Annotated in this window: 18 protein-coding genes; 9 read left to right on the top strand and 9 right to left on the bottom strand. The window is 68.0% G+C overall.

The window, feature by feature from the left end; genetic code table 11:
- Nucleotides 1–130: 130 nt before the first annotated feature.
- Nucleotides 131–883 carry an SDR family NAD(P)-dependent oxidoreductase gene (locus tag F0U60_RS13370; RefSeq protein ID WP_395818929.1) on the top strand — a complete coding sequence of 251 codons (753 nt, stop codon included), beginning with the start codon at nt 131–133 and terminating at the stop codon, nt 881–883.
- Nucleotides 884–975: 92 nt separating this feature from the next.
- On the opposite strand, the gene F0U60_RS13365 is transcribed toward F0U60_RS13370, so the two are convergent.
- The 3 genes from F0U60_RS13365 to F0U60_RS13355 all read right to left on the bottom strand — a co-directional run bounded on the left by F0U60_RS13365 (nt 976) and on the right by F0U60_RS13355 (nt 4,109).
- On the bottom strand, nt 976–1,791 hold the full coding sequence (locus tag F0U60_RS13365) for a sterol desaturase family protein (RefSeq protein WP_395818926.1): 816 nt from the start codon (nt 1,789–1,791) through the stop codon (nt 976–978).
- Nucleotides 1,788–2,093, bottom strand: a complete 306-nt coding sequence (locus F0U60_RS13360; protein WP_395818924.1) for a hypothetical protein — start codon at nt 2,091–2,093, stop codon at nt 1,788–1,790. Before F0U60_RS13360 ends, F0U60_RS13365 begins: the two co-directional genes overlap by 4 nt.
- A 66-nt stretch (nt 2,094–2,159) precedes the next feature.
- Nucleotides 2,160–4,109, bottom strand: a complete 1,950-nt coding sequence (locus tag F0U60_RS13355) for a lipoxygenase family protein (protein WP_395818921.1) — start codon at nt 4,107–4,109, stop codon at nt 2,160–2,162.
- A gap of 153 nt (nt 4,110–4,262) precedes the next feature.
- On the opposite strand from F0U60_RS13355, the gene F0U60_RS13350 reads away from it, so the two are divergent.
- The 4 genes from F0U60_RS13350 to F0U60_RS13335 all read left to right on the top strand — a co-directional run bounded on the left by F0U60_RS13350 (nt 4,263) and on the right by F0U60_RS13335 (nt 8,833).
- On the top strand, nt 4,263–5,447 hold the full coding sequence (locus tag F0U60_RS13350) for an aminotransferase class V-fold PLP-dependent enzyme (RefSeq protein ID WP_395818918.1): 1,185 nt from the start codon (nt 4,263–4,265) through the stop codon (nt 5,445–5,447).
- A 13-nt stretch (nt 5,448–5,460) separates the two neighbouring features.
- The gene (locus F0U60_RS13345; RefSeq protein WP_395818915.1) at nt 5,461–6,390 is read left to right on the top strand and encodes a Ppx/GppA family phosphatase; all 930 of its coding nucleotides are present in this window, start codon (nt 5,461–5,463) and stop codon (nt 6,388–6,390) included.
- Nucleotides 6,387–7,646 (top strand): spinster family MFS transporter, encoded by a 1,260-nt coding sequence (locus F0U60_RS13340; RefSeq protein WP_395818912.1) that lies wholly within the window; start codon nt 6,387–6,389, stop codon nt 7,644–7,646. The genes F0U60_RS13345 and F0U60_RS13340 overlap by 4 nt, the downstream gene beginning before the upstream one ends.
- Before the next feature lie 116 nt (nt 7,647–7,762).
- Nucleotides 7,763–8,833, top strand: coding sequence for an NADH:flavin oxidoreductase/NADH oxidase (locus F0U60_RS13335; RefSeq protein ID WP_395818909.1), 1,071 nt, complete (start codon nt 7,763–7,765; stop codon nt 8,831–8,833).
- Between the two features lie 54 nt (nt 8,834–8,887).
- Here F0U60_RS13335 and F0U60_RS13330 read toward each other — a convergent pair whose 3' ends face one another.
- Nucleotides 8,888–9,652, bottom strand: coding sequence for an arylamine N-acetyltransferase (locus F0U60_RS13330; RefSeq protein ID WP_395818906.1), 765 nt, complete (start codon nt 9,650–9,652; stop codon nt 8,888–8,890).
- 52 nt (nt 9,653–9,704) lie between these two features.
- On the opposite strand from F0U60_RS13330, the gene F0U60_RS13325 reads away from it, so the two are divergent.
- The 3 genes from F0U60_RS13325 (at nt 9,705) to F0U60_RS13315 (ending at nt 12,938) form a co-directional block, all read left to right on the top strand.
- Nucleotides 9,705–10,265 carry a hypothetical protein gene (locus F0U60_RS13325; RefSeq protein ID WP_395818904.1) on the top strand — a complete coding sequence of 187 codons (561 nt, stop codon included), beginning with the start codon at nt 9,705–9,707 and terminating at the stop codon, nt 10,263–10,265.
- A 96-nt stretch (nt 10,266–10,361) separates the two neighbouring features.
- The gene (locus F0U60_RS13320) at nt 10,362–12,191 is read left to right on the top strand and encodes a Tox-REase-5 domain-containing protein (protein WP_395818901.1); all 1,830 of its coding nucleotides are present in this window, start codon (nt 10,362–10,364) and stop codon (nt 12,189–12,191) included.
- Between the two features lie 12 nt (nt 12,192–12,203).
- Nucleotides 12,204–12,938, top strand: a complete 735-nt coding sequence (locus F0U60_RS13315) for an Imm52 family immunity protein (RefSeq protein WP_395818898.1) — start codon at nt 12,204–12,206, stop codon at nt 12,936–12,938.
- 275 nt (nt 12,939–13,213) lie between these two features.
- Here the strand turns inward: F0U60_RS13315 and F0U60_RS13310 are convergent, their stop codons facing one another.
- Both F0U60_RS13310 and F0U60_RS13305 read right to left on the bottom strand, forming a co-directional pair.
- Entirely contained in the window at nt 13,214–15,472 is a 2,259-nt protein-coding gene (locus tag F0U60_RS13310) for a hypothetical protein (protein WP_395818896.1), read from the bottom strand.
- A 24-nt stretch (nt 15,473–15,496) separates the two neighbouring features.
- The gene (locus tag F0U60_RS13305) at nt 15,497–16,834 is read right to left on the bottom strand and encodes a lysophospholipid acyltransferase family protein (protein WP_395818893.1); all 1,338 of its coding nucleotides are present in this window, start codon (nt 16,832–16,834) and stop codon (nt 15,497–15,499) included.
- A gap of 171 nt (nt 16,835–17,005) precedes the next feature.
- On the opposite strand from F0U60_RS13305, the gene F0U60_RS13300 reads away from it, so the two are divergent.
- Nucleotides 17,006–17,746 (top strand): expansin EXLX1 family cellulose-binding protein, encoded by a 741-nt coding sequence (locus F0U60_RS13300; RefSeq protein ID WP_395818890.1) that lies wholly within the window; start codon nt 17,006–17,008, stop codon nt 17,744–17,746.
- A gap of 17 nt (nt 17,747–17,763) precedes the next feature.
- Here the strand turns inward: F0U60_RS13300 and F0U60_RS13295 are convergent, their stop codons facing one another.
- From F0U60_RS13295 to F0U60_RS13285, 3 genes are read right to left on the bottom strand one after another with little or no spacing between them, the layout of a single operon-like run.
- On the bottom strand, nt 17,764–20,820 hold the full coding sequence (locus F0U60_RS13295; protein ID WP_395825228.1) for a POTRA domain-containing protein: 3,057 nt from the start codon (nt 20,818–20,820) through the stop codon (nt 17,764–17,766).
- A 35-nt stretch (nt 20,821–20,855) separates the two neighbouring features.
- Nucleotides 20,856–24,794: a translocation/assembly module TamB domain-containing protein gene (locus tag F0U60_RS13290; protein ID WP_395818886.1), complete on the bottom strand. Its 3,939-nt coding sequence runs from the start codon at nt 24,792–24,794 to the stop codon at nt 20,856–20,858.
- A gap of 5 nt (nt 24,795–24,799) precedes the next feature.
- A complete protein-coding gene (locus tag F0U60_RS13285) occupies nt 24,800–25,741 on the bottom strand; it encodes an ExeA family protein (protein WP_395818883.1) in 942 nt (313 codons plus the stop codon).
- Nucleotides 25,742–25,760 lie beyond the last annotated feature (19 nt).

Here is a 25,760-nt window from a genome sequence, read left to right as displayed (position 1 = left end):
AGCCCTGGGCCGAGGCTGGCTGTGACCAGCTTGACACATGCAGTCCCGGCCCTTGAGCATCCCTCTACCCAGGCACGGAAGTGGAGCCCATTCCCGCGGCTCCCTCCCACCGCCCGGAAAGGGGGAGCACATGTTACTCAAGGACAAGGTCATCATCGTCACCGGCGCCACCTCTGGCATCGGAGCCGCCACTGCAGTCGAGGCGGCCCAGCAGGGAGCAAAGGTGGTGCTTGCTGGCCGCCGCGCTGACAAGGGCGAGGAGCTGGTGGGTCGCATCCGCGCCAACGGAGGCACCGCGCTCTTCGTTCGCACGGACGTCTCACAAGAGGCCGACATCGAGGCGCTCATCGCGCGCACCCTCCGCGAGTACGGCAGGCTGGATGGCGCCTTCAACAACGCCGGCATCCCGGGCCCCATCGGAAAGCTCGCCGACCTCCCCCCGGCGGAGTACCGCCAGCTCATGTCGATCAACCTGGACGCCACCTTCCTCAGCATGCGCTACGAAATCCAGGCCATGAAGAAGAACGGCGGCGGCTCCATCGTCAACTGTGCCTCCATCCTCTCGCACGTCGCCGCGAGCGGATTTGGCGCCTACGTGTCTGCCAAACACGGGCTCATGGGCATGACCAAGGCCGCGGCCCTCGACTATGCGACGGAGCGCATCCGCGTGAACTCCGTGCTACCCGGCCCGATCGATACGGAAATCTGGAGCCACATCGAGCAGGGCGAGCCGACCCGCCAGGCCTTCGTCGCTGGCGTGCCGATGCAGCGCTCAGCCCGCTCGGAGGAAGTGGCGAAGCCTGTGCTGTTCCTACTGTCCGACTGGTCGACGTACATCACCGGCACGGCGCTCGTCATCGACGGCGGATATTCGGCCCAGTAAGCAGTCCCCTCGGCCCATGACATCCGGCTGCTGCCCGCTCGTACCCGACGGGCAGCGGCCCTCTCCATCCATCGAAGCCCTGATTCGCGCCCTCAGGATGGCTGCGTGCGTTCCTGGGCTTTCCTGCCGGGGAACACCAGGTCGCGCAGGGGGAGGAAGAGCTGCGCCAGATAGCCGCGGGGGAACGGCTCGGCAAGCCCGAGCGCCCACCGCTCCTCGCCCGTCGGCCGGTGGTAGGTCCCGAAGAGCCAGTCCATATACGGCGCGAGGTTGGCGAAGTTGTGCCGGGTCTGCTCGACACGCGCGTGGTGCCAGTGGTGCAGCTCGGGCGCGCCGAAAAGGAAACCTAGCGGGCCCAGCGGCAGCCGCACATTGGAGTGGATGAAGATGGCCCACATCCCCCGGAAGGCCGCCACCATGGTCAGCGGCCCCAACGGGATACCCAACACGAAGGCCGGCAGGTTGCACACGAACTGCGTGGTGAGCCCATCCAACGGGTGCTCGCGGTGCGCTGCCATCCAGTCCAGGTGCTCCACCGAGTGGTGCACGGCATGGAAACGCCAGAGCCAATCCACCTCATGGCACAGGCGGTGCCACCCATACACGCAGAGGTCGCAGAGCACCGTCGCCTCGACCACCTGGAGCCACGTGGGCTGAAGGGCCACCGCCGCTCGCAGGCCCGCCAGCGCCTCCGGTTGCAGGAGGGGCCGGGCGACCATGATTGCAAGCACCGAGAGCGGCGCCCACACGAAGTACTGGCCAAGGAAGAAGGCGAAATCCACGCCCCAGGCCGGACGCAGGATGCGCTGGCCGACACGCGCGGAGAACGCCCACTCCAAAGGCCAGAACGCGACGCCCAGCATCACAAACGCCAGCGCCGTGTCCGTCAGGAGTTGCTGGAAGGTCATCGCCTCTGCTCGTCAGACGCGCCCGCCAGGGTTCCCGCGTCGGTCCCCGCATCGGCCTCCAGCTCGTCCCCGAACGCACGCGTTCTCTCGTTGAACTCCGAGATCGTCATCGTCCTCACTCCGCCATCGGCATTGCCCGCCAGCGCCTCGGGCGACGCGCCGAACAGCCTCCGGACCTTCGTTCCAGGCATCAGGGTCGAGCTCGCCGTCAACACCACAATGGCAAGGATGAGCACCGCACCGCAGAGGGCGAGCACCCTGATGATTCCGATGACCACTTTGCCTGCCGCACTCCTGGCCATGTCTTGAATTGCTCCTCGAGTCCGTGAAGCCAGCGGCCCGGTGACCGCTGGCTTCGCACGGGCGTGTCAGATGTTGATGCTTTGGGGGATGTTCGTCGGGATGAGATAGGGATAGGGCCCGTAACGGTTCGCGTTGCGCTGCTCGATCTCCTGGCCGATCTGCTTCAGCTCTTCCTTGAACGTGTGCAGCGCCGCCATCACCTTTAACCCCTTGAACCAGAAGGGCCGGTACTGCCCCAACCGCGTGTAGTAGACCCCACCGAGCAGGGAAAGGAAATCGAGCTGCTCGGCGGCCATGTCCAGCGGGGGGTACTGGTCCAGCGAGGGATTGAGCGCGGCGTCGGCAACAGACAGCGGCGCGGCCCGGTAGGCAGCGCCAGGCGCCAACGGGGTGAAGGTCATCAGCCCCGCCTGCGCGAAGTTCACCGCCGCGTGCTGCGCGCTGGAGGTGAAGAGGATCATGGTCAGCGCCTGGCTCAGGTACTCCACCGTCGACAGCTTGCCCTGACCATCCTCGCCGAAGCCGCGCACCCGGCCGCCGTCCTCCGCCACCAGCTCGGCGCTCCACTGCTGCAGCGCCTGGTCCTGGGTGACGGCCTCGTCCGAGGCGTAGTGAATGCCCACGTAGGCGCGGACCCACCGCTCGATGGCACCCCACACCTGCAGCGCGTCGTCACGGTAGGGGTACTCCAAGCCCGCGTCCGTCACCCCACGCTGCTCGAGCTGCTTGGGCAGCATGCCCCGGTTGAAGTCGTAGTCAGAACCCAGGAGCGACTGGACGGTGAGAGTCCGATCGGCCTGGATGGTTCCTCCCAACAACATGTCCACCTGATGGCCCGGCGCGATGAGCGTGGATTGGGCCGAGTCGTTGATGGACAGGGTGCCCTCGAAGTGCGGGAGCAACAGTTGGCCCACCGGGTGGCCATCCGGCAACTGCCGGTGGGTAGCGATTACAAAGGGCTCGATCAGCAGGTGCGTGCGTCCCAGGTGCGAGAACATCTCGTGATGGTTGAAGTCCGCGACCTGGACGGTTGTCTTGGCCCACTGCCAGGCCTCGCCGTCCTCCGGAGTGAAGAGGGGGTAGGCACGCGGATCCTGCCCGCAGCGAATGGCCACCGGCTTGAGCTGGCGCGCGCCGGTGCCTCGCGGGAGCGCGAACAGGGCCTTGGGGGCGAAGCAGTACTTGGGCCCGTCCGGGAAGTTGCCATTGATCACCCCAGCCAACTCCCGGTAGTCCGCCACGTACAGCCGCCCCTCAACCAGGGCTCGCTGCACCGAGTCTCCCGAGTCCCCGAGGATGCGCTGGAATTGGGCGTCGGTGATGGCGAGGTCCGGATCGAGCGTGGTCAGCTTCTGGATGACGAGCGGATTGAAGCCGGCCACACGCATCCAGGCGAACGTCGCATCCTCCTGGAAGCTGCCCGCGGCCCAGGGCAGGCTCTGCGAGGTGAACAGGTTGAGGTAGTCCTGCAACGAATTGGGGCGCCCCGTCGGTTTGGCGAGCACGGCGTCCACCACCACCTTGAGGATCTCCACAGGGTTGGTGATGTTCATCTGACCCACCCTGCGGGCGATGCGCTCGCTGTGCGCGAGGAACTCGCCCATGTCACCCAGCACGCCCAGGCCCTTGAGGATTTCACCTTCGGCACGCTCCCAGGGTGAGCCGTTCTCCTCGATGGACTCGAGGTTCAGCGCATCCAGGTTGCTGTCCTTCGGTAGGCGGGACATGTCCACCTGGCCAAGGCCGATCTTCCCGAGGTCGAGCGTCAACGCGCTGGCCGGAGCCGGGGCGCTGGAGGAGGACCCCTGCTCTCGCTGCGCCTGCTGCCACTTCCATTCGAGCCGGTTGCGGGCGATTTGGAGCACCTGCCAGATGACCTTGAGGTACCAGGTGAAGGACGGCTTCTGATCCTTGGGAAGCGTCTGCACCATCGCTAGCGGCTTCACGTAGGTGTAGTTGTACTGGTACTCAGAGGCGTTCGGGTTGAGGGGTTGGACGCTGGCTGCAGTGGCCATGAGATCTCCGGTGGAAGAGACGGGCGGAGAGCGAGCGGGAGGACACCGAATCCTCCATGAGTCTGTCCGAGAGGGTCCGGTTTCGTCCATCCACCCCCCCACAGAGCAGGCTCGCTGACATGTCAGCTGTGAGGGTCTACATTCCGCGTGCACATGGACGCGTCCCCCTTCCGCTCTCACTGGTCGCTCGATCCCGAGGTGACCTTTCTCAACCACGGCTCCTACGGCGCCTGCCCCACGCGGGTGCTCGAGGAGCAGTCCCGACTGCGCGCTCGCATGGAGGCCGAGCCGGTGCGCTTCCTCCACCGGGAACTCGAAGCCCTGACTGACGCGGCCCGCGCCTCGCTCGGGGCCTTCCTGGACGCGGACCCAGATGACCTCGCGTTCATCAACAACGCCACCACGGGCGTCAACACGGTGTTGCAGTCGCTGCGCTTCGCCCCCGGCGATGAGCTGCTCACCACGGATCACGAGTACAACGCCTCCAAGAACGCGCTCGACTTCGTGGCCAGTCGCTGGGGCGTGAAGGTGGTGGTGGCGAAGCTGCCCTGGCCCGTGCCCTCGCCCCAGGCCGTGGTGGACGCGGTGCTCGCTCATGTCACCGAGCGCACCCGGCTGCTGCTCATCGACCACATCACGAGCCAGACGGCCCTGGTGCTTCCATTGGCCACGCTCGTGCGCGCGATGCGAGAGCGAGGCGTGGAGACGCTCGTGGATGGCGCCCACGGACCCGGGCAGGTGCCCCTGTCCCTGCGCCAGCTCGGCGTCGCGTATTACTCGGGCAACTGCCACAAGTGGCTGTGCGCGCCCAAGGGAGCGGCCTTCCTCTACGTGCGCAGGGACCTGCAGCCGAACCTCCGCCCCGTCGTCATCAGCCACGGGTACAACTCGCGGCGCAAGGACCGCTCCCAGTTCCGCCTGGACTTCGATTGGCTCGGGACGAACGACCCCACCCCTTTCCTCTGCGTACCCAAGGTCCTGGAGGTGATGGGCGGCATGCTGCCCGGCGGTTGGCCCGAGGTGATGGCCTCCAACCGGGACAAGGCGCTGGCGGCTCGCGCCTTCCTGTGCCAGCGGCTCGGAGTGGCCCCCCAGTGCCCGGAGGACATGGTGGGCTCCATGGCCACCGTGCCCCTCCCGGACGGCTTCCCGGAACTGCCCTCGGTGCGCGGGTTGGATCCTCTCCAGGACCGGCTCTTCTTCGAGCACCACATCGAGGTCCCCATCACCCCCTGGCCCCGGCCGCCACACCGTCACGTGCGCGTGTCGGCCCAGCTCTACAACTCACACGCGGAGTACCAACGCTTGGCGGAGGCTTTGGAGGCGCTGCTAGGCTGATAAGCTCCGGCGGATGCCTCGTTACGCCACCATCGATGTGGGGACCAACTCGGTCCTCCTGCTCGTCGCCGACCGCCAGCCCGATGGCCGCTTCCAGGCCGTTCAGGAGCGCGCCGAAATCACCCGCCTGGGCCGTGGCGTGGACAAGAGCCGCCGCCTCTCGCCCGAGGGCATGGACGCCACCCTCCAAGTGCTCTCCGACTTCGCCACCGAAGCGCGGAACCTGGGCGCGGAGGCCATCGCAGTCTCCGCCACCAGCGCCGCACGCGATGCGGAGAACGGCGCTGAGTTCCTCTCCGCCGCCAAGGCCCGCGCCGGTGTCACGGTGGAGATCATCTCCGGCGAGCTGGAGGCGCAGCTGTCCTTCACCTCGGCGTACACGGACTTCGGGCGCCAGGCCTCTGGGCCGCTGGTGGTGGTGGACATTGGCGGCGGCTCCACCGAGTTCATCTACGGCGACGCGCAGGGCCGCGTGTCCTTCCGGCACAGCTTCGACGTGGGCTCGGTGCGCATGACCGAGCGCTACGTGCACGCGGATCCGCTGACGGCCGAGGACCGGGCCCGCGTGGAGTCGCACCTGCGCGAGACGTTCTCCTCGATGCCCCCCTGCCCTCCGGGCGCGCAGCTCGTGGGCATCGCCGGTACGGTGACGACGCTCTTCGCCGTGCAGCACGCCATCGACCCGTATGACTCCGAGCGCGTGCACGGTGGCACCCTCACGCTCGTGCAGTTGGAGGCGCTGGCGGACAAGCTGTGCCGGCTGCCCCTCGCCGAGCGCCAGAAGCTGCCCGGCCTCCAGCCCAAGCGCGCGGATGTGATTCCCGCCGGAGCGCTCATCCTGCTCGAGGGCCTGCGGGCACTCGGGCTCGAGCGCTGCCTCGTGAGCGACCGCGGCCTGCGCTGGGGCCTGCTCGCGCACCGTTTCGGAGTTCCCCATTCATGAGTCACCCCACCGCCGTGGCCACCCCCACCGCCCCCGCTCCCACCGCCACGCGCACCAGCTATTACGCGCTGCTCATCCTCTCGCTCATCAACCTGGTCAACTACCTCGACCGGTACATCGTCACGGTCGCCCTGCCCTACATCAAACAGGACTTCCAGCTCACCAACACGCAGGCGGGCTACCTGGGCAGCTTCTTCATGCTGGTGTTCATGCTGGCCTCGCCGGTGAGCGGATTCCTCGGGGACCGTCTGCCGAGGCGCTACCTGGTGGCCGCGGGCGTGCTGCTGTGGAGTCTGGCGACGGGGGCCTCGGGGCTGGCCACCACCTTCTTCATGCTGATGGTGGCCCGGGCTGCCGTGGGTATCGGCGAGGCGGGGTACGGCGCGGTGGCCCCGTCCATCATCTCCGACCTCTTCCCGAGAGAGCAGCGCACGCGGGTGCTGTCCTTCTTCTACATCGCCATCCCCGTGGGAGCGGCGGTGGGGTACGGGCTGGGCGGGTGGCTGAGCCAGGCCTACTCGTGGCACATGGCCTTCTTCGTGGGCGGCGCGCCGGGCCTCGTGCTGGGCGCCATGGCCTTCTTCATGCCCGAGCCCCAGCGCGGTGCCATGGACGGGCCCGAGGCCCAGACGAAGCTGCCCTTCCTCGTGGGACTCAAGGGCCTGGCGAACAACTGGGCCTTCTGGTGGACCACGGGGGGCTACACGCTGATGACCTTCGCCATTGGAGGGCTCGGGTACTGGCTGCCCACCTTCCTCGTCAGCGAGCGTGGGATGACCCCGGGCGATGCGGGCTTCACCTCCGGCGCCGTCACCGCCACGGCGGGTCTGTTGGGAACGATCGCCGGAGGCTGGCTGGGCGACAAGATGGACCGGAAGATGGCGGGCGGAGGCCTGCGCATGTCGGGCGTGGGGCTGCTGGTCGCGGCGCCCCTCATGTACCTCTCGACGAAGGTGGACTCGCACGCGCCCATGTTCGCCATCATCTTCCTGGCGCAGTTCTTCATCTTCCTCAACAGCGGTCCCATCAACGCGGCCATCGTCAACGGCGTGCCCTCCGCGTTCCGCGCCTTCGCCATGGGCCTCAACGTGCTGTTCATCCACATGCTCGGCGACGCCATCTCGCCCACCGTCATCGGCAAGGTGGCCGACCTGAGCAGCCTGAGCTTCGCCATTGAGCTCAACGCCGTGCCGGTGCTGCTGGGCGGGCTCGCGCTGCTGATGGCTGGCAAGCTGTTCAAGCACGTCACCACCTGAAGTGTCGCAGGCGCTTCAGAGCGCGAGAGAATCCGCGACATCTCGCTCAAGGCGTCCCAGTATGCCCCGCCCGAGCCGGGCTCTTCCCGACTCGAAGTCGACATGCTGGAGGAACCATGAGCAGCGTGCTGTTCACCCCGCTGACCCTGCGTGGGGTGACGTTCAGGAATCGCATCGCCGTGTCACCCATGTGCCAGTACTCGAGCGAGGACGGTTTCGCGAATGACTGGCACTTCGTCCACCTGGGCACCCGGGCCGTCGGAGGCGCGGGGTTGATCATCTTCGAGGCCACCGCCGTCGAGGACATCGGGCGCATCTCGCCGCAGGACCTCGGCCTCTGGAAGGACGAGCACATCGCGCCGCTCGAGCGCATCACGCGCTTCATCCACGAGCAGGGTGCCATCGCGGGCATCCAGCTCGCGCACGCGGGGCGCAAGGCGTCCACGAAGCGCCCCTGGGAAGGCGGGGGCCCCATCGCCCCCAACGAGAAGAATGGATGGAAGACCGTCGCACCGAGCGCCGTGCCCTTCGATCAAGGCTACTCGGAGCCCGAGGCGCTCGACGACGCGGGCATCCAGCGTGTGCTCCGGGCCTTCGTCGCGGCCGCCGAGCGCGCTCGCACCGCGGGGTTCCGCCAACTGGAGATCCACGCCGCGCACGGCTACCTGCTGCACGAGTTCCTCTCGCCCCTGTCCAACCGCCGCACGGATCGCTACGGAGGCTCGTTCGAGAACCGCGTGCGGCTCACCCGCGAGGTGGTGCAGGCCGTGCGCAAGCGCTGGCCCGAGGAGTTCCCCCTCTTCGTGCGCTTCTCCTGCTCTGACTGGGTCGAGGGCGGCTGGACGCTCGAGGACACCGTCGCCCTCTCGAAGCTGGTGAAGGAGGACGGAGCGGACCTCATCGACTGCTCCTCGGGCGCCATCGTGCCCGGGGTGAAGATTCCCGCGGGGCCCGGCTACCAGACGCCCTTCGCCGAGCGCATCCGCAAGGAGGCCGGAATCCCCACCGGCGCCGTGGGCTTCATCCGCTCGGCGTTCCAGGCGGAGCACATCCTGCGCACGGAGCAGGCGGACATGGTCATCCTCGCGCGCGAGCTGCTGCGCAATCCGTACTGGCCCCTGCAGGCGGCCCGCGAGCTCCATGCGAAGGTGGCATGGCCGCCGCAGTACGAGCGCGCTCAGGACTGAGGCGAACTGGAGACGGCCTGGGAGAACTGGTGGCTCGGGTAGAGCCCTCGTGGGCTACTCGGGCCGCCGCATCCGCGGCATTCCGAAATGTTCGAGCAGGGCCTGCTCGAACTCCTCCGCCCCGAGCATCCGCTCCGTCCGCTGCCCTACCTCGGTGACGATGAGCCGATTCCCGCTCAGGGTCACCCGACCGGTGGCCGTCTTGCGCGTGCACAGCCGGTTCTTGAGGAAGAACGAATCGGGCGAGGTCTGGTGGTAGCGGCACATCCCCGCGAACGCCTCCAGCCGCCTTGGCACGCGCGAGAACACATAGAGGAGCATCCACGCCCCGTCCGGCTTCTGTCTCGAGAGAGCCCAATCGTTCCCGTGCTGCTCCAGACGGAACAGCTGACCTCCGGAAGTCCACTGCCCCGTCGAAAGGGGAAGCGGCTCCGCGAAGCCGTCACCAAAGCCCACGTCGACGAGCCACGGACCGTCGTCCAGGGTGACCTCCAGGAGGAGGTGGTCGAACTCGGGGCCGGTGTCCTGGACGCCATCCGTGGATACCCGTCCGGACAGGTACGTCACCTGGAAGCCCAGGGCACGCAGGAGGGCGGCGAACAGGCCATTGAGCTCGTAGCAGAACCCACCGCGGCGGTGCCGGACGACCTTGTCGAAGAAGGCCGCCTCGTCGAGGACGATGGGCCGTTGGCTGTGGATGTCCAGGTTCTCGAAGGGGACAGATTCGAGGTGCCGCAGGTGCAACGCGCGCAGGGTCTCCAGCCCGGGCTCGCGAGGCCCCTCGTAACCCAAACGCTGAAAGTACTGGCCAATGTCCATGACGCCCCCCGAAGCCGGCTTCGAAGTCCGGCCCGGAGTATAAAATGAGACCATGCTCGAGTCCGCCACGCTCCAATCCGGCATCTCCCCCGATGCACTCCCCGCGCCATCCGAGGGACCCGGCGTGCCGTGCGATCGCTGCGGCACCTTCGTCCAGGGAGCGCCCGAGCAGATCGGCCCGCGCCGGGTCTGTGAAGCCTGCGCCGCACTGCTCCGCAAGGAGATCAGGCTCTACCCCACCTGGTACATCTATCTCTGGGGCGTCCTCCTCAACTTCACCATCGCGGGCGTCCTCTCCGCCATCAACTGGAAGCGGCTGGGCGATAGGACCCGGATGCGGAACTCGGTCCTCGTCGCAGTGTTCGGAGTGGCGTGGACCGCGCTCGTCCTGTTCCTGCAGTTCAAGATGGGTGCCGGGCTCTTCATCAACGTCATCGGCTCCCGGGTGGCAGCCCAGTCCCTTCAGGACGTGTACGAGCAGCACAAGAAGGCGGGAGGCGCCCGCGCCAACCTGCTCTGGCCACTGGTGATCAGCGTGGGAGTCTTCGTGCTGTTGGTCATCGCCGTGACCCTGCTCATCGGCGACGACGAACTGATCCCGGAGCACGACTAAACCTCCTCGAATCTCGTGCCAGTAGCGCCCATGCGCTAAGGCATCCTCTGCATCCTATCCCTATGGGTTGTTTCACCTGGAGGATAGGCCAGCGTCATGGCGAATGAGTACCGAAGTCCTGGGGCGGGGGAGCGCAGCGGTGCGCAGCTAGAGGCTCGGCGGAGCTGGCGGGCCAGGCTGTGGTGGACCTCGCGCTTGGTGGCGCTGGTGGTCCTCGGGCTACAGATGGCGTGCGCGACGGGCTACCCCCTGGGCGGAATGCTGGCTGGCAGCGCACGCCATCGGTGGCGGGAGCAGCGTACGAGTCCCGGGCCACAAGAGGTCGCTGCCCAGGCCCAGGAGGTGTCTGCAACGACGACCGGGGAGGCCATCGAGGACCTGAAGGGCACTGACGCGGGAGCCGAGGAGCGCGAGGCCGGTGTCCCGGTGGTGGTGGGCGCGGCCGAGGTTGCCGGGGCGCCAGAGCGGGCCCGGCGTCGAGCGCCCGGCGCCAGCGAGATGGGCGAGGAGGAGGACCTGGAGGGGAAGGGAGTTGGATGGCCGGATGGAATGGGCGACGGCCGGCCGTACACAGTGCCCATGAGCCTCGACTACTTTCAGGGCTTTCTCGTGCAGGCTGGGGTGCCCAGCACTGCACTACCGAATGACGGGAGAACACTGTCGCCCCAACAGGCGCTGAAGCTGGTGCCGCACCTGCTCTCCACTCCGATCACACTGGGCAACTTCGGGATGCGGCGGATGGCGGCTCACCTCCTCATGGAGGTTGCCACGGGGGGGCAGGTCGTCACGCGGGACGAGTTCCACGCGCGCATGCGGCGCTTTTCGAAGCTCCTGGTACTGCGCCCAGACGGCTACCTGGTGAGGGCCACATCGGGAGTGGCGGTCCAGAAAGCCGGTCAGGTCGTGCTCGCCGAGGACGGGACGCTACGGGCCGGGCGGTTCGAGGTGGGCCCGTTCTACGCCATTGAGGGGGAGCGCCTCTTCCCGGTGGACCAGCAGCTCGCGGTGCCGACGGGGGCGCGTCCAGCGGGCTTGTATGAGCCCGACGACAACCCGGGGCTCGCGGTGGCCGAGGGTGCAGTGCTCGCAGTGGTGGACTTGGTGGAGGGGCTCTACCGGCTCGTCTTCTACACGGGCGAGACGTTGGAGGGGCTTGCGCAGCTCCCAGGGGCGGTGCGGCAGCTCTACGAGAACTCGCCCCAACTCTGGGAGGAGTTTCGTCACAAGCCGTATGCAGAGAAGGTGCGCACCATTTCGCGGTTGGCCACAGGGATAGTCCTGACGGTGGGCACCGCAGGTACGGGAGCTGCGAAAGCAGCGTCGTGGGGAGGGAAGCTCGAGAGCCTGAGCGTTCCATTGTTCTCGCTCTCAGGGGAGGGGCTCCTCGCGGTGCGACTGGTGGCCGTACCAGTAGGCAGCGCGGTGGGCGTGGCTGGGAACGCGCTGAGTGCCACCTACGTCCTGCTGCACATGGCGAACATGGGGGCCCAGGGCGGAGGCAGCGGGGGCGGGTGGCCTCCGATGGGTGGGCCCGGGCAATGGGTGGAGGACACGTCCAGCATGTCGGAGCAGGCCCGGGCCTACCAGGCCCAGGTGACGGGCGCCCCGAAAGGCTGGTGCTACAAGGTGTGCCGGAATGGGAAGTGCGTCGAGTACGACGGCTTTGATCCGACGGAGGGCGTGCTGCTCGAGGGCAAGGCGCGCGGGTACGATCAGTGGTTCGACAAGGACCTCAACCCTACGCACGACTTCTACGGTGGCCTGGACGATATGCTCAGGCAAGCTGCGCGTCAGTATCAGATGGCTGCCGGGCGCCCCATCCGCTGGCACGTCGCCGAGCCGCGGATGGTGACCGTGCTTCGGAAGCATTTCGACGAGGCGGGCCTTGAAGCCATAGAGGTCATTTACACTCAGCCAATTAAGTGAGGGGTGCCGCGCATGAGCGAGAGGTACGGAATCAAAGCGTATTGGGGACACCGGCCGGAATCGGCCGATGAGTGCGCTCGGCGCGCGGAGACATCCTTCCGCCTCCTTGCGGAGTGCCATCCCGACTTCGCCCAATGGTACGAGAAGGGCAACTCCGCCCGTGAGGCGCTGCAGCTCGGCTTTGAGCCCACCCACGAGACTTTCCGGAGGTTCTTCGGCCGGGAGAAGTACCAGATTGCGGATGACGGTTTTTCGTTCGGCGCCTGGACCGGGCACATGGAACAGGGCCAGGGCGGAATGGTCATGCTCAGTTGTGGGTCGAAGGCAGAGTTTTCGCCGAACTTCTTCTGGCTCTTCTTTCCCAGGGAGACCCTGGAGCACGAGCGCCTGGTCAAGGCACCTATTGTCGCCGGCGCTATGCGTGCGATAGCGGCCGCCTGGGAGCCGGAGTGGGCGGTTGCGACGGCGGACGGGCTTTGGGACGAGCTCTCCGGCGGCAGTCGGCTCGGCTGCTTCGTGGGCTGGATGACGTACTTCTCACGGGAACGAGGTGAGGTGCCTGCCCTGCCTGCACCTGTGCGCGTAGAGCCTATGGGTGACAAGGGAACGCTCGTCACGCTCACCCCCGAGCGACTTACCCCCAGCAATCCGGAGCACGTGGCGCTCGCTTGGCGAACGCAGAGGGCGCTTGAGGAGCGTGGGCTGTTCCGATTGATTGTTCCGCCGGCTTCTAGGCGGAAGGCGTGATCGGCGCTCCGGGGCCAGTTCGAGGAGTCTGATCAGCCCCGGGCCATAAGCACCAACACCCCTTAATTCCGGGCCTGCGCGGTCCGTAGGGCGCAGGAAATGAAGGCGAACAACGCCTCGGGGCGGACGCGCTAGTTGTTACCCCAGTCCAGCCAATTCCGGGCCCGGCCGAGCATCTCCCGGGAGGGCCGTTCGAGCACGGCGTCCAGAGAGGTTGGGCGTTGGCCAACATCACGATGAATCCTTGCCTACGTGCTACACCACAACTCCTTGAATCACCGCCCGGTCTTGCGGACGGAGATCTCCACGATGAAGTCCGGGCCCTGTGCCGAATTACCTTCGGCCCGCTCCAACACCGCGGGCCGGTCATCTCCGGTCCACAGGCCCAGCAGATCGTAGGTCATCCACTGCGCCAGCGAGCGCGCTACCCGCTGTGTGCCCTCGCGTGACACCGTCGAGAGCGAGCCCTGTGCATCCATCAGGCCTCGCACCATCCGCGCGGGCACCAGCCAGCACTCGGCGCGCAGCGAGGGCGGAACCAGGAACAGGCAGAAGGAGGACTCGCTCTGCCCGAGCAGCCCGTCCACCTGCTCCCGCGCGAGTCGGATGTTCGGCGCCCACTGCCCTTCTCCTCGCCGCTCCAGCTTCGTCGCCTGCACCAGCACCGCGCGCTTCGTCGTGAGGAAGGAGTCCACCTCGACCTTCAGCACGAAGGCCAGTTCCACGCCTCCAGGCCTCGGGCTCTCCGGGGCGGGCTGTCCCTCCACAGGCTCGCGGGTCCTCCGGTACTGGAGGTCCAGCTCCAGCGGCACGGGCTGCCCCTGCGAGAGGAGGATCGACAGGTCCGAGCGGATGCTCTCGAATTCGTGCTTCAAGTCCTCGAGCAGCCGGGTCACCAGGCGCGCCTCGTCCTCGCGGAAGTGCTCCGGGTAGCGCGCGGAGAAGTCCCGCTCCACGCGGCTGAATGCCCCCAGGAGCAGCTCCTCAAGGTCTCGGTCCCGCAGCCACGTCCTGCCCCCACCGAGCGTCATCGCCCCCGAGGCGCGCAGGTGACGCAGTGCCCCCGTCAGGGTCGCGGGGGTCTGCGGCTCGGGTGCGGACTCGGGCCCGGCCGCGAGCCACGCATTAATGGCCCTCACGCGGAAGCGCACGCGCGTGGAGGGGTGCTCACCCAAGCGTCGCAGGAGCCGCCGGTCCGTGGACGTCTTCACCAACGACAGCGTCACCAGCTCGGCCTCGGAGGCAGCCGCATCCGGCGCGCACCACAGGAAGAACTCGATGGCCGCCTTGCGCAGCACCGGCTTCTTCACGAAGCGGCGGACAACCTCCTGCCTCCAGGCGGACAAGTCATCAGCTCCGGGTCGGCGCTCCGACTCGAAGCGGGGCCACAGGTCCGCGCACTCCTCGGATAGCCAGTACAGCGCCTCCGCTACCGGCAGCTCACGCACCCGCTCACGTGCCCGATTGCGGCGCTCGAAGGAGTCCTCCGCGCCCTGGCGCAGCGCCACCCGGAAGATGCGCTCCTCCAGCCACAGCAACACGAGCGCCAGGCCCGGCTCCTTCTTGGGCTCGAGGTGCTCCCAGCACTTGTCCGCCACGAGCCGGTGCCGCTCGAGCTCCTTGTCCTCGTGAATGCTGGCCACCAGCGCCTGGATGGCGCCTCGCAGCCCCTCCACGGGAGCCTCGAAGTACGCCAGCAGCTCACTGAGGTTCTCGATGACGGCCAACGGTCCTCCCTCTTCGAGGTTCCTGGCGAGCAGCAGACTCGCCCGGGTACACCAGCGCGCCTCGCCCTTCCCGTTCGTGTAGCTGCCCAGGAAGCCACGCAGCTCGCTCCGGCTCTCGGGAGCGGCCACCAGCTGGAAGAGCTTCTCCTCGAGGATGTCGCGGCACTCGCGCCAGGGAATCTTCGCCGCCCGCTCCCGGATGAAGCCCACCAGCTTCTCGCGGCCCTCGCGCAGGTACGGCAGCAGCGCTCGGAGCTGATCCAACCGCCCGATGACTCGCCGCTCCGAGCCCAGGAGGACCTTCAGGTCCACCTCCACGGTGTCATTGAAGCGGAGCACCTTGCCGTCGAACGTGCAGCGCACGCCGCTCACCAGCGTCACCAGCTCCTCCGGGTGACGCTTGAGGTAGCGGGACACGACCTTGGCGAGCTCGGCCTCCACCTGGCGCACGAGCGGCGTCACGGCCTCGTCCTGCCCCCCGTCCTTCAGCGCCTGGACGAGCTGCGCCTGCCGGGTGATGAGCCGCTGGAGCAGCTCCTTCGGCGCCTCCGAGTAGGGCCACAGCAGCTCGCCGCAGTGGACGAGCAGGAACAGCAGCTCGCCAGGAGAGCGGGAACCGGTGTCCAGCCGGGACCAGGCGGCGGACTGCGCCATCTCGCGCTCGTCCAGGGTGGCGTTGCGCACCCACTCGGCGAGCTGCTCCGACCACTGGGGGCGCGACGACAGCACGGCGTCGGGGGCGGAGCCCGCCACCTGCTCATAGAGCGCCTGGATGGACTCAGGCCACTTGTCGTTGCCGGGAAGCATGTCGCGGTCGGTGCCTGCTGGCTCTCAGCGCCCTGCTACCACAGCTAAGGGCGCAATGGGCTGCTCCAGGCGTGGGCGGTACTCCCCGGCCAGCTGGTCCACCTCGGCCGCCAGCCGCTCCCCCTCGTTGAGCAGCCGGGCCTTGAGCCTCACGCGGCTGCCCAGCGTGAAGAACACGGACACGTCCCGCAGCACCTCCCCCCACCGCTCGGAGAAGTACAGGGTGAAGAGCGACAGCGGCGGCACCGCCAGCAGCACTGGCAGGCCCAGCGCCGGCCCGCGCCACAGCCACGCGCCCACCGTCAGCACCCCCCACCACGCCACCGACACCACCAGCGCCGCGAGGAACTTCACCGTCGCCTGCACATCCAGCTCGGCCTTGCGGCTCATCCACCTCGGGAAGAGGTACGGCACGTAGAACAGCCCGAGCCCCAGCGCGAACAGCGGCAGCCCGAACACGAGCAGCGCCAGGTTCTTCAGCACGAACCGCGTCACCGGGCCCGCCTGGTACGTCAGCGCCAGGTCCGTGGGGTCCGCCCGCCCCAGCGCCAACCGGCGATGGAAGGACATCAGGTCCGCGCGCATCCGCTCGAAACGCTCGGGCTGCTCGGAGCGGAAGAGCTGGAGCCCTCGCGCCCAGTGCCGCAGCCGCTCGGGGTCCATCGCCTCCTTCTGACGGAACGCGTAGAGCCGCTCGGCCATCTGGATGAGCGGCAGGTCCTCCCACTGCTCCAGGTTGAGGGTGACGGAGCGGAGTCCTCCGGCGATGTGCTCGGTGAGCTTGCGCACCGACTCCGTCTCACTCGCCGCATCCGCCGGGAGGAAGTCCTTCACCTCGATGGGCACGCCCATCTCGATGAGCACCTCGCTGCGGAACAAGTGCTTATCCGCGTACGTGAGGCCCACGGGCACGATGCGCACCGCCGCACCCTGCTTCGCCGCCCCGAGCGCGATGCGCGCCGCCCCCGTCTTCAGCTCCGCCAGCGAGGGCTCCGAGTGGCTCTTGCCCTCGGGGAAGAGGGTGATGGCCCTGCCCTGCACCAATGCCCCGCGCGCCGCGTCCAGCGTCCCCTCGTTCTTGCCCATCTGAGAGGGGTCATCCTGCTTGCGGTACACCGGCAACGCGCCCAGCCCCTTGAGCAGCCAGCCGATGACGGGAAGGCGGAAGAGCGGCTCCTTCGCCAGGAACGTCACGTGCCTTCGCGTGAGAATGAAGACGAGCGCGGGATCGATGAGCCCATTGGGGTGGTTGCCCACGAACATGACCGGGCCCTCGGGCTCGGCCGAGGGGGCATTCACCTTCACCCGGTAGAAGAGCCGAAGCGCCAAGGCCACGACCGCACGTACGAAGCTGTAGAACACACGAGCAGTGTACACCGGGCAAGGCGCGGACGGACCCGTCCCCGGCCAGGGCCGGAGCCAAGCGCCTCTCCGAGGCCGCCTGCCTGGTCACTGGCACGGCTCGGGATGGAGTATCGAGCGCGCCCCGGGCGTTCCCGCGCATCGACAACCTCCTCTTCAGGAGCACACCGCATGCACAGAACCCCCCATGCCCTCGTACGCTCGTCCGTCATCGTCCTGCTGCTGTCCCTGGCAGCCTGCGGGTCCGAGTCACACGTCGAACCGAAGACGGAAGAAGGAACCGGCCACACCGGGGAAGCGCTGGCCTCGACTCCGCTCGGTGACTACAAGAGCGGCATCATCACCTTCTACGACGCGACCGGCGCGGGGGCTTGCAGCTTCGATGCGAGCCCGGAGGACCTGGACGTCACCGCCATCGGCGAGCCCGACTACGCGGGCAGCGGGGCGTGTGGCTCGTGTGCCGAGGTGCAGGGGCCGCAGGGCACGGTGAAGGTGCGGATCGTGGATCTCTGCCCCGGCTGCGCGGCGAGCCACCTCGACCTCAGCCGCCAGGCCTTCGCGAAGATCGCCAACCCCATCGATGGCCGCGTGAACGTGCGCTGGCGCTACGTCTCATGCGCCGTGACGGGCCCCATCCGCTACCACTTCAAGGACGGCAGCAACCCGTGGTGGACGGCGATCCAGGTGCGCAACCACGCCCTGCCCATCCAGAAGCTGGAGTGGTTGAACCCCGAGGGCAAGTGGGTGTCGGTCCCGCGCCTGAGCTACAACTACTTCGTCCAGGCCACGGGCATGGGCTCGGGTGCCATCCGAGTCCGGGTGACGGCCTCGAACGGGAAGGTGCTCGAGGACACCCTGCCGGGCATCCAGGCCGGACAGACGTTCTCTGGTAAGGCCCAGTTCACGCTGTAGCCCACACGCCCGCTGGCTCAGAAGGTGCCAATGCTGAAGTGGAGCTGCCAGAGGGGTTCGTTGAGCGTCTCGTCTGGATCCAGGTTGAAGCCCACGTCGAAGGCCAGCGGGCCCACCGGTGTCACGTAGCGGAAGCCAATACCCGTTGAGTAGCGGAGCGCGCTGAAGTCGAGGTTCGTCCGGTCCAACCAGAGGTTGCCCGCCTCCAGGAAGAGGCCCAGGTTGAACGAGGACTGCACCGGGATGCGCAGCTCCGCCTTCCCCAAGGTGAAGAGCTCGCCACCTTCACTCACGGGCGCCTGACCTCCGAGGATGGTCAGCTGCTCCAAGCTGCAACCCGACGGGTGGATGAGCGAGCGGCAGTCGGCTATCTGGCGCCGCAGCTCGGTGCGCTGATCCTCGCTGAGGATGCCGTCCTCACGGAAGCCACGCAGGCTGCTGGAGCCGCCCAGGAAGAAGCGCTTGGAGCCGATGACCCGCGCGTCCTTCTCCAGCGACACGATGGTGCCAGCGCGCACCGACAGCGCAAGCACCGCTCCCGACGTCAACGGCGCGTATGCGCTCACGTTGCTCGAGATCTTCACGCCGTTGATGGGCAGCGCCGCCAACGGCTCACCCGTGCTGGTGGTCTCGTACGAGCGCAGGTCTCCCATCCACTCGGCGCTGGCGGACACCAACAGGCCCTTGCGCGGGTTGGCCGGATCATCCCGCAGGTCCACCGTCGCCGACGAGCGCACCGAGTGCAGGATGAAGAAGCCGTAGGGGAAGCGCAGCCGCTCCTGGTCCGCGCGGTTCGGAGAGATGAGCACCCGGTCCCCCGACTCCAGCAGGTTGCCCTCCAGTTCGTACTGCAGCGCCAGGTTCAACCAACGCATCGCCGACCAGTCCAGGCCCGTCACCGCCGCGACTCGGGAGGACAGGTACGAGGGCCGGTGCACACGCTCGCCGATCAGATCCAAGCGCGCGCCCACCTCCAGCGGCAGCAGGCCATAGAGCCGAGGTTGCACCGCCGACAGCACGGCGCGGCCGTCGAAGTCGCGCACCCAGTCATACGGACCCGGCTGGACGCACTCCTCCGGCACGGTCTCGCAGCGGACCCGGGCGAACGCCGCCCTGTCGATGCCCTGCGTGCTCAACCCCACGTAGTTGAGCTTCAACCGGCCCAACAGGTTGAGGCCGCGCCCGTCCACGTTTGTCCGAGACACGTCCAGCACCACGCGTGGGCCTTCCGACAGGAAGTACCCGCCGGCGACCTCACCCTCCCAACGGGGACGCTCGCGCACCTCCACCACGACGTCCTTGCTGGCCTCCGGCACATCCGGCTTCTCCAGCCGCACCGTCACCTGCCGGAAGATGTTGAGGAGCGCGAGCCGACGCTGGCTCTCGAAGAGCTTCTCCGGATCCACCACCTCGTCTTCCTTGAGGCGCACATTGGCTCGAACCACCTCTTCGTCGGTGCGTGACGCCCCACGGACGAGGATGCGGCCCACCGTCACCCGCTGTCCCGGCTCCAGCCGGTAGAGGACGCTCACGCCCTTGCTCCCCGGCGTCGGAGCCGCATCCACGCGGGCGAAGAGGTAGCCCATGCGGCCCAGCTCCGTGACGAGCGCCTGCCGCCCGCGCTCCACCGCGTCGAGGCTCAACGGCTCACCCGACTTGACCGGCACCAGCGCGTGGCCCTCGAAGCCCTCAGGGCCACCCTCCACGCGGACCTCGGCCACGCGCATCTGCGTGCCCTCGTGCACGTCGAACCACGCCACCGCCGTGCCCCGCGCCACGTTCACCCGCAGCCGGGTGAAGCGCACCTGCGCCTCCAGGAAACCCCGCTCGCGGTAGGCCTCCGTCATCAGCTCCGCGGCGTTCCGGTAGGCCTCCTCGACGAAGATGGTGGCCGGCTCGTGCACCCACTCGGGTGGACCCATGCGGCGGTTGCCGGGCCCCATCTCCATCACCTCGCTCAGACGTGCCGACGAGACGGGCTGGGGCTCGTTGGCGCGAATGTGCTCGGTGAGCATCTCGCGCAGCGTCTCGTTGGAGAGCAGCGTGTTGCCCCGGAAGATGACCCGGCGCACGCGCAGCGGACGGCCCTCTTCGATGTCGAAGGCGAGCACCGCCTCCTCGCCGTCCGGGCGGTGCACCTCACGCGTCTCCACGTGGACGTCGTTGAAGCCCCGGTAGCGGTAGAAGGACTCCAACTGCCGGACCAGCCGAGCCACCGTCGAGGCGTCCAGCGGATCCTGGCCGTCGTAGGAGAGCACGCGCGAGAGCAGCATGTCCGCGAAGTGGTGGTTGCCATGAAAGTGGAAGGTGAAGCGCGGCCCGGCGGAGATGGGCACCACCACCGTTGCCGCCTCGCCCTCCTTCTCGAGCAGGGGCTGCCCCACGTTGGCGCGGAAGTAGCCGCGCTCGCGCAGCAACGTCCGCAGCCGCTCCAAGCCCGAGTCCAGGCCTCCACGGTCCAGCACGCCGCCCACCCGCAGGCCCAGCGTGGCGAGCAGCTCGGACAGCGGCAACCCGGGACTGCCCGTCACCGAGACGGCCGCCAGCTGCGTGGGCCTGCCCTCGAAGATGGTGAAGGCCAGCGCCACGCCTCCAGGTACCGGCTCGCGCGTGAGCTGGATGCGCGCCTCGTTGTAGCCCTGGCGCCCATACGCCTGGGACAGCCCCGCCTGGGCCGCCTGCAGCGCCTCCTCCTCGAGTCGCTGGCCCACGGCGATGCCCCGCCTGCTCAGCACCTCCAGCAGCGCCTCGTCGCTCAGGACGACGTTGCCCTCCACGTCGATGCGCATGACGGGCAGCATGGGCGTGAGCTCGAACACCACGCGCACACCCCCGTTGTCCTCCACGGTGCGCACCACGATGTCGCTGAAGCGCTCGCTGGCCCACAGCCGCTCCACCGAGCGCCGCACCGCGCGGGCTGACAGCGTCTGGCCCTTGCGCACCGCCACCAACTCCACCAGCCCCGCCAGGTCCATGTCCTCGGGCAGGTGCAGCTCCACCGCCACCACCGTTGGACCCGAGGGCGGTACAGGGACACCGGGCACCGGCACGACGGCCCGCTCTGGCTGCGCCATCACGGGGAACGCCAGCACCAGGACAAGCGCCAGCGCTACTCGGACTCCCAGCTCAACTTGAGCTCGAGTCCAAGGTTTCCCAGGTTGCCAAAGGTGTTTTCGGTACGCTCGTTGTCCCACTGAAGCTGCGCGGAAAGGCGGTTGTCGAAATTGTACTCGGCTCGCGCGCGTGTTCCGCGCCCGCTGACGGGTTGCGTCAATCCAATCTTAAGCTGCTCCGTGAGGAACTTCGACTCCAACCGGGCGGTTGGTTCCGCCTGCTGGGTCGCGTCGTTGTAGGTGGTGGAGATCTGGAGGGACAGGTCCTTGAGGACCGGGTTGTTGGGTAGGAAGCGCTGCACCTGCCGATCCAACCCGGACATGTTGAAGAAGGCCTCGGCGGCCAGACCCACGCTGGCCGAGGCCGCGGTCTCCCTGTCCGTGCTCGTCAGACCCAGGGTGAGGAGGGAGATGACGTCGCCCTCGGGCAGGCCGGGCTCCGAGGTGAGGAGCACCTGAGGAGCGGCCGGGCGGCCGAAGGCATGCAGTTTCACCTGGTATTCACGCACCTGGGCCTGGGCGCGCAGGTCGAACACGGGATCGATGCCGTAACGGTCCTGGAACTCAATCTGCCCGCGGTTGATGGTGAACTGGTTGTTGCGGAAGAAGGCCTGGCTGCCTTCGTCGGTCTCCACGGTGCCGAGGATGCCCGGGCGGACATTGGTGCCGGTGAGCCGCAGTGACCCGAGCAGTCGCGCACGGGCCAGGTTGTTGTCCACGCGCACGTCGCCCAGGTGCATGCCGACGTCAAAGGTGAGGTACTCGCGGGGCTTCTCCGTGGGCGTGGGCAGCACGGTGCGCCGAGCGAGCCGCTTGAGGATGTCGTCCAGCTCCAGACCTCGGCGGTAGCGCAGGTTGCGGATGTCCAGGGCGCCGCCCAGCCGCAGCGCGTCCGGGTTACCGGTGAGCCACAACTGCCCCGTGGTGGTGAACGGCAGGTCCTCGTGGAAGCGCGTGGCCATGTCGGTGAGGGAGACGTTCAACTTCACATCCGAGGGACTGAAGTCGACCAGGTGCACCTCGCCGTTGGCCAACATACGGCCCTCGTTGAGCAGGCCCTCCAGAGACTCCAGGAGGATGTGCTGCGCGGTGAACTCCACCCGTCCGGACACCTCCCGTGCCGACAGGGGCTGGTCACGCAGGGACAGCTTCGCGTCGGAGATGCGGGCCGTTCCCGCCAGGGACGGTTTGCTCGGGCTGCCACCGGCCACGGCGTTGAGCTCCACACGACCGCCCGTGCGCACCAGCATCGGAGAGAGGGACTCGAGCAGGCGCAGGTCCATGGCGCCGCGCAGCAGCAGCTCCATCTTCTCGAGCCCCACCCACCCCGCCGCGGACAGCTCGGTGTCCGGCCCTCGGAAGGTGAAGGAGGGCACGTCCAGCCGTCCATTCGCGTAGCTCAGCGAGATGGGGCCATCGTTCTCGCCGGAGAGCTCACCGCGAGACAGGGTGAGCCGCTCCACGGTGGCGTTCATCTGGATGGCCTGCGCGTTCATCAACGCGCCCTGCGCCCGCACCACCGCCTTCACCGAGCCGGACAGCTCCTTGGTGAAGTCGTTGGCGGGCAGCAGCGGGCGGATTTCCGGCAGCTCCAGCGTCACCGCCGCGTCGAAGGGGTATGGCTCCTTCACGCGCATCCAGAGAATGCCGCTCGTGTCGCGCGAGGGGCGACCGGCCACCTGCAGCTCGCGCCCTTCCAGACGCGCCTCGAGCCCCATGTTGCCCAGGTTGCGGTCGGCGAACGTCACCTGCGGCCCCCACACTCGGGCCGTCGTCACGGGCACGTCCGTGTTCCCCGACACCGTGCCTTCCAGGGACAGCAGGCCCTGCACGCCCAGGCGCTTCGCCGACTCCGGACCGAGCATCTCCGCCAAGGACAGGTTCTCGCCGCCGAAGCGGTAGTCCAGGGCGCCCTCGTTGGGCCCGGAGAAGAAGAAGCTCCCATCCACCCAGGTGCGGCCCAGCGGGCCCTCGAGCACGGTGCGCTCCAGCACCATGGCCTTGCCGTCCTCGAAGCGCAGCCGGGCCGAGCCATCACCCATGCGCCGCCCGTAGTACGTGGTGTCTTTGAAGTCGAGCGCCACCAGTCCTTCGAACTGCTCCACCGGGCTGTCGATCTCCACCCGTCCGGAGACCTCGCCCTGCACCGGCCCCTGCACGACGGAGATGGTGGAGCTCAGCGGAGCAATGATGTCGATCAGATCCTCGGTGCGTCCCCGCGGCACCACCACCTCGGCCCGCGCGTGCAGCGAACGACCGAAGGTGAGCGCCGCGGTCCCGAAGTACTGGGTGCGCCCCTTCTGACCTGAGAGCGTGGGGAAGCCCAGCACCTTGTCCGCGTACGTCACCTTGCCCTGCACCACACCCAGGTCGAAGCTCCAGAACTCGAAGTCGCGCAGCGACACGCTCGCGCCGATCTTCACGTCGCCGTATGGCCCTTCAATGTGGGTGGTCGTCGAGCCGCGCCCCGACCACTCGAGCCCCGCGATGTGGCCGAAGTCGGACAGGTCCACGTCGCCGTGGGCATTCACCAGCAGGCCCTTCTGCGAATCGTAGAAGAGCGTCACCTCGCCGCCGATGCGCGAGCGGCCCGAGTCAATCTGGATGTCGGTGAAGGTGACGCGGTCCGACAGCAGCGACACGTGGGTGCGCACGTGGCCTCGCTCGTAGGTGAGCAGGGTGCTCCCGGTGTCCACGGGCGCATCGAAGGCGCGCGAGGCCAGCATGAAGCGGCCGTGACGCAGGTCCAGGTCGCCCGACAGGTTGAGCCGGGGCAGCAGCGTGCCGGACAGGTGGGTCTTCGCTGAAGCCGGGAATTCCACCCACGAGCCGTCCAGTCCCGCCTTCTCCAGGATGCGCCCAAACGAGGCGTCACGCGTCTCCAAGTCCACTTCCACCGGAAACCCTGGACGCAGCGCGAGGGAGCCGGTGATGCGAGCGTCTCCCGAGCCGATGGGGAGGGTGAGCTCCTCCACCGTCACCATGTCGCCCGCGTAGGCCAGCCGCGCCGTGAAGGAGCCCGGGACGAACTTGTCGTAGACGAGCCCGCTGCCCGACAGCTCCACGGAGACGCTGGGCGCCGCCGGGCGGCCATTCATCGTGAGGCGCGTCCAGAGGTGCCCCTGGGCGGGCTTGGGCAGCAACCCCGCTCGAGACAGCGTGCGCAGCGGCAGGAACACCTGAGCGTCCAGCGCGAGCACCGGCTCGCAGAGCTGCTCCACGCGGCCGGAGATGTTCACCGTCACGTCATCCAGCGCCACCTCGGCGCGGTCCAACTCCAGCAGCTCCTCCTCCACATCCAGCCCGCCGGAGAGCGCCAGCCGACCCAGGGCGAGCTCCTGTCCGGGGCCCAGCCGCACCAGGCCACGCCGGGCCTCCACCTCGAACTCCTCCTCGCCCCAGCGCTCGCGCAGGCTCACGTCCAGCTCGGACACCTCCACCTGCCGCCCCTCGGGCAGCACCAGCCGCACCTCCGCGCCGGTGATGGCCAGCCGGGACAAGCGCAGCCGCCGCAGTGGCTTCAGCGGGCACACACCCGGCTCCTCCTTGGGAGGAGCTTCGCGAGGACGAGACAAGTCCAACGCGAGCCGCGGCCGGTTCACCTGCACGAGGTCGATGGCGAGCTGGCCTGAGAACGGGTTGGGCAGACCGAGCTGCACCTCGGCCAGGTCCGCGGCGAGCAGAGGCGTATCCGCGCCCTTCTCGAAGACGGACACGCCGCGGAGGATGAGCCGCTGGCCGAGCGGATCCACCTCACACTGCCCGATGCCCACCTCCAGCCCGAGCAGCGCGGGCAACTGGCGCCGCGCCTGCGTGCACAACCCATCCCAGGCGGTACGCGTGCGCAGGAACAGCACCGTCCCCAGCACGAGGGCGAGGACGATGAACCATAGGGGCGCCTTGCGTGCGCCCTGCTGCCTGTTCCTTGGGGCCAAAACCGCTACAGCTTACCCAGTCCCTCGAGGTAGCGGTCGATCTCCGCGAGGTCCACCTTCGCACTGCCGCCTGCCCGACTGCCCCCATTGGCCGCCAGGGCGGGCTTCTGTTGGCTCTCGGTCTGCGTCGAGCCCTGCAACCCCAGATTGTCGGCGATGCGATGGATGAGCTTGTCGCCGATGAGCTGCTCACGGGCCAGGAAGGCCTCGAAGAGGGCGTTGTCGCAGATGCTGTTGATGACGCGCGGGGTGCCTCCCGAGCGCTGGTGGACGGCCACCAAGGCCTCGGCGGTGAAGGGCAGGCGCGGGGAGCCGGCCAACCGCAGGCGGTGCTTGATGTAGGCCTCGGTGGACTCGGAGGTGAAGGGCTCCAGCTTGTAGCGGAGCGCCACCCGCTGGGCCAACGGCGGGTCCAGCTTGAGGTTCTTCTCGATGTCCGGCAGGCCGAAGAAGACGAACGAGATGAGCTTGCGCTCGGGGACTTCCAGGTTGAGCAACCCCCGGAACTCCTCCATGAGCTCGCGCGTCTCCAGCATCTGAGCCTCGTCGATGAGGACGACGGCCTTCTTGCCGGACTCGTAGATTTGGAGCAGCCGCTGGTAGAGCTGGGACAGGAGGGCCAGCTTCTCCTGGGCCGGGTTCTCCACACCCAACTGCAGGGCGATGCGCCGCAGCAGCCAGTTGGCGGTAATACCCGAGTGGATGATGACGAGCAGCGCGGCCTCGTACTCGGACTCGGGTAGCGAGTCGAGCATGCGGCGCGCCAGCGTCGTCTTGCCCGCCCCGATGTCACCAATCAGGATGGACAGGCCCTTCATGTAGCTGACCGAGTGCATGAGCCGGGTCAGCGCCTGAGAATGCTGGGCCGAGTTGTAATAGAAGCGGCTCACCGGAGCGTTGGAGAAGGGCTCCTGGGTGAGTTCGAAGTAGTCGAGGTAGGTGGTCATGGGCTCGGCGAACCTCGGA

It is taken from the genome of Archangium minus (genome assembly GCF_044360475.1).
GTDB classification, from domain to species: Bacteria; Myxococcota; Myxococcia; order Myxococcales; family Myxococcaceae; genus Archangium; species Archangium minus.
This window is presented reverse-complemented; position numbering and strand designations above follow the sequence as displayed.

Excerpts from the sequence above, each read along its gene's own strand:
- F0U60_RS13370 (WP_395818929.1), top strand. The coding sequence starts at position 131 with ATGTTACTCAAGGACAAGGTCATCATCGTCACCGGCGCCACCTCTGGC.
- F0U60_RS13295 (WP_395825228.1), bottom strand. The coding sequence starts at position 20,820 with ATGGCGCAGCCAGAGCGGGCCGTCGTGCCGGTGCCCGGTGTCCCTGTA.
- F0U60_RS13350 (WP_395818918.1), top strand. The coding sequence starts at position 4,263 with ATGGACGCGTCCCCCTTCCGCTCTCACTGGTCGCTCGATCCCGAGGTG.
- F0U60_RS13315 (WP_395818898.1), top strand. The coding sequence starts at position 12,204 with ATGAGCGAGAGGTACGGAATCAAAGCGTATTGGGGACACCGGCCGGAA.
- F0U60_RS13330 (WP_395818906.1), bottom strand. The coding sequence starts at position 9,652 with ATGGACATTGGCCAGTACTTTCAGCGTTTGGGTTACGAGGGGCCTCGC.
- F0U60_RS13365 (WP_395818926.1), bottom strand. The coding sequence starts at position 1,791 with ATGACCTTCCAGCAACTCCTGACGGACACGGCGCTGGCGTTTGTGATG.
- F0U60_RS13355 (WP_395818921.1), bottom strand. The coding sequence starts at position 4,109 with ATGGCCACTGCAGCCAGCGTCCAACCCCTCAACCCGAACGCCTCTGAG.
- F0U60_RS13325 (WP_395818904.1), top strand. The coding sequence starts at position 9,705 with ATGCTCGAGTCCGCCACGCTCCAATCCGGCATCTCCCCCGATGCACTC.
- F0U60_RS13310 (WP_395818896.1), bottom strand. The coding sequence starts at position 15,472 with ATGCTTCCCGGCAACGACAAGTGGCCTGAGTCCATCCAGGCGCTCTAT.
- F0U60_RS13340 (WP_395818912.1), top strand. The coding sequence starts at position 6,387 with ATGAGTCACCCCACCGCCGTGGCCACCCCCACCGCCCCCGCTCCCACC.
- F0U60_RS13345 (WP_395818915.1), top strand. The coding sequence starts at position 5,461 with ATGCCTCGTTACGCCACCATCGATGTGGGGACCAACTCGGTCCTCCTG.
- F0U60_RS13360 (WP_395818924.1), bottom strand. The coding sequence starts at position 2,093 with ATGGCCAGGAGTGCGGCAGGCAAAGTGGTCATCGGAATCATCAGGGTG.
- F0U60_RS13285 (WP_395818883.1), bottom strand. The coding sequence starts at position 25,741 with ATGACCACCTACCTCGACTACTTCGAACTCACCCAGGAGCCCTTCTCC.
- F0U60_RS13300 (WP_395818890.1), top strand. The coding sequence starts at position 17,006 with ATGCACAGAACCCCCCATGCCCTCGTACGCTCGTCCGTCATCGTCCTG.
- F0U60_RS13335 (WP_395818909.1), top strand. The coding sequence starts at position 7,763 with ATGAGCAGCGTGCTGTTCACCCCGCTGACCCTGCGTGGGGTGACGTTC.
- F0U60_RS13320 (WP_395818901.1), top strand. The coding sequence starts at position 10,362 with ATGGCGAATGAGTACCGAAGTCCTGGGGCGGGGGAGCGCAGCGGTGCG.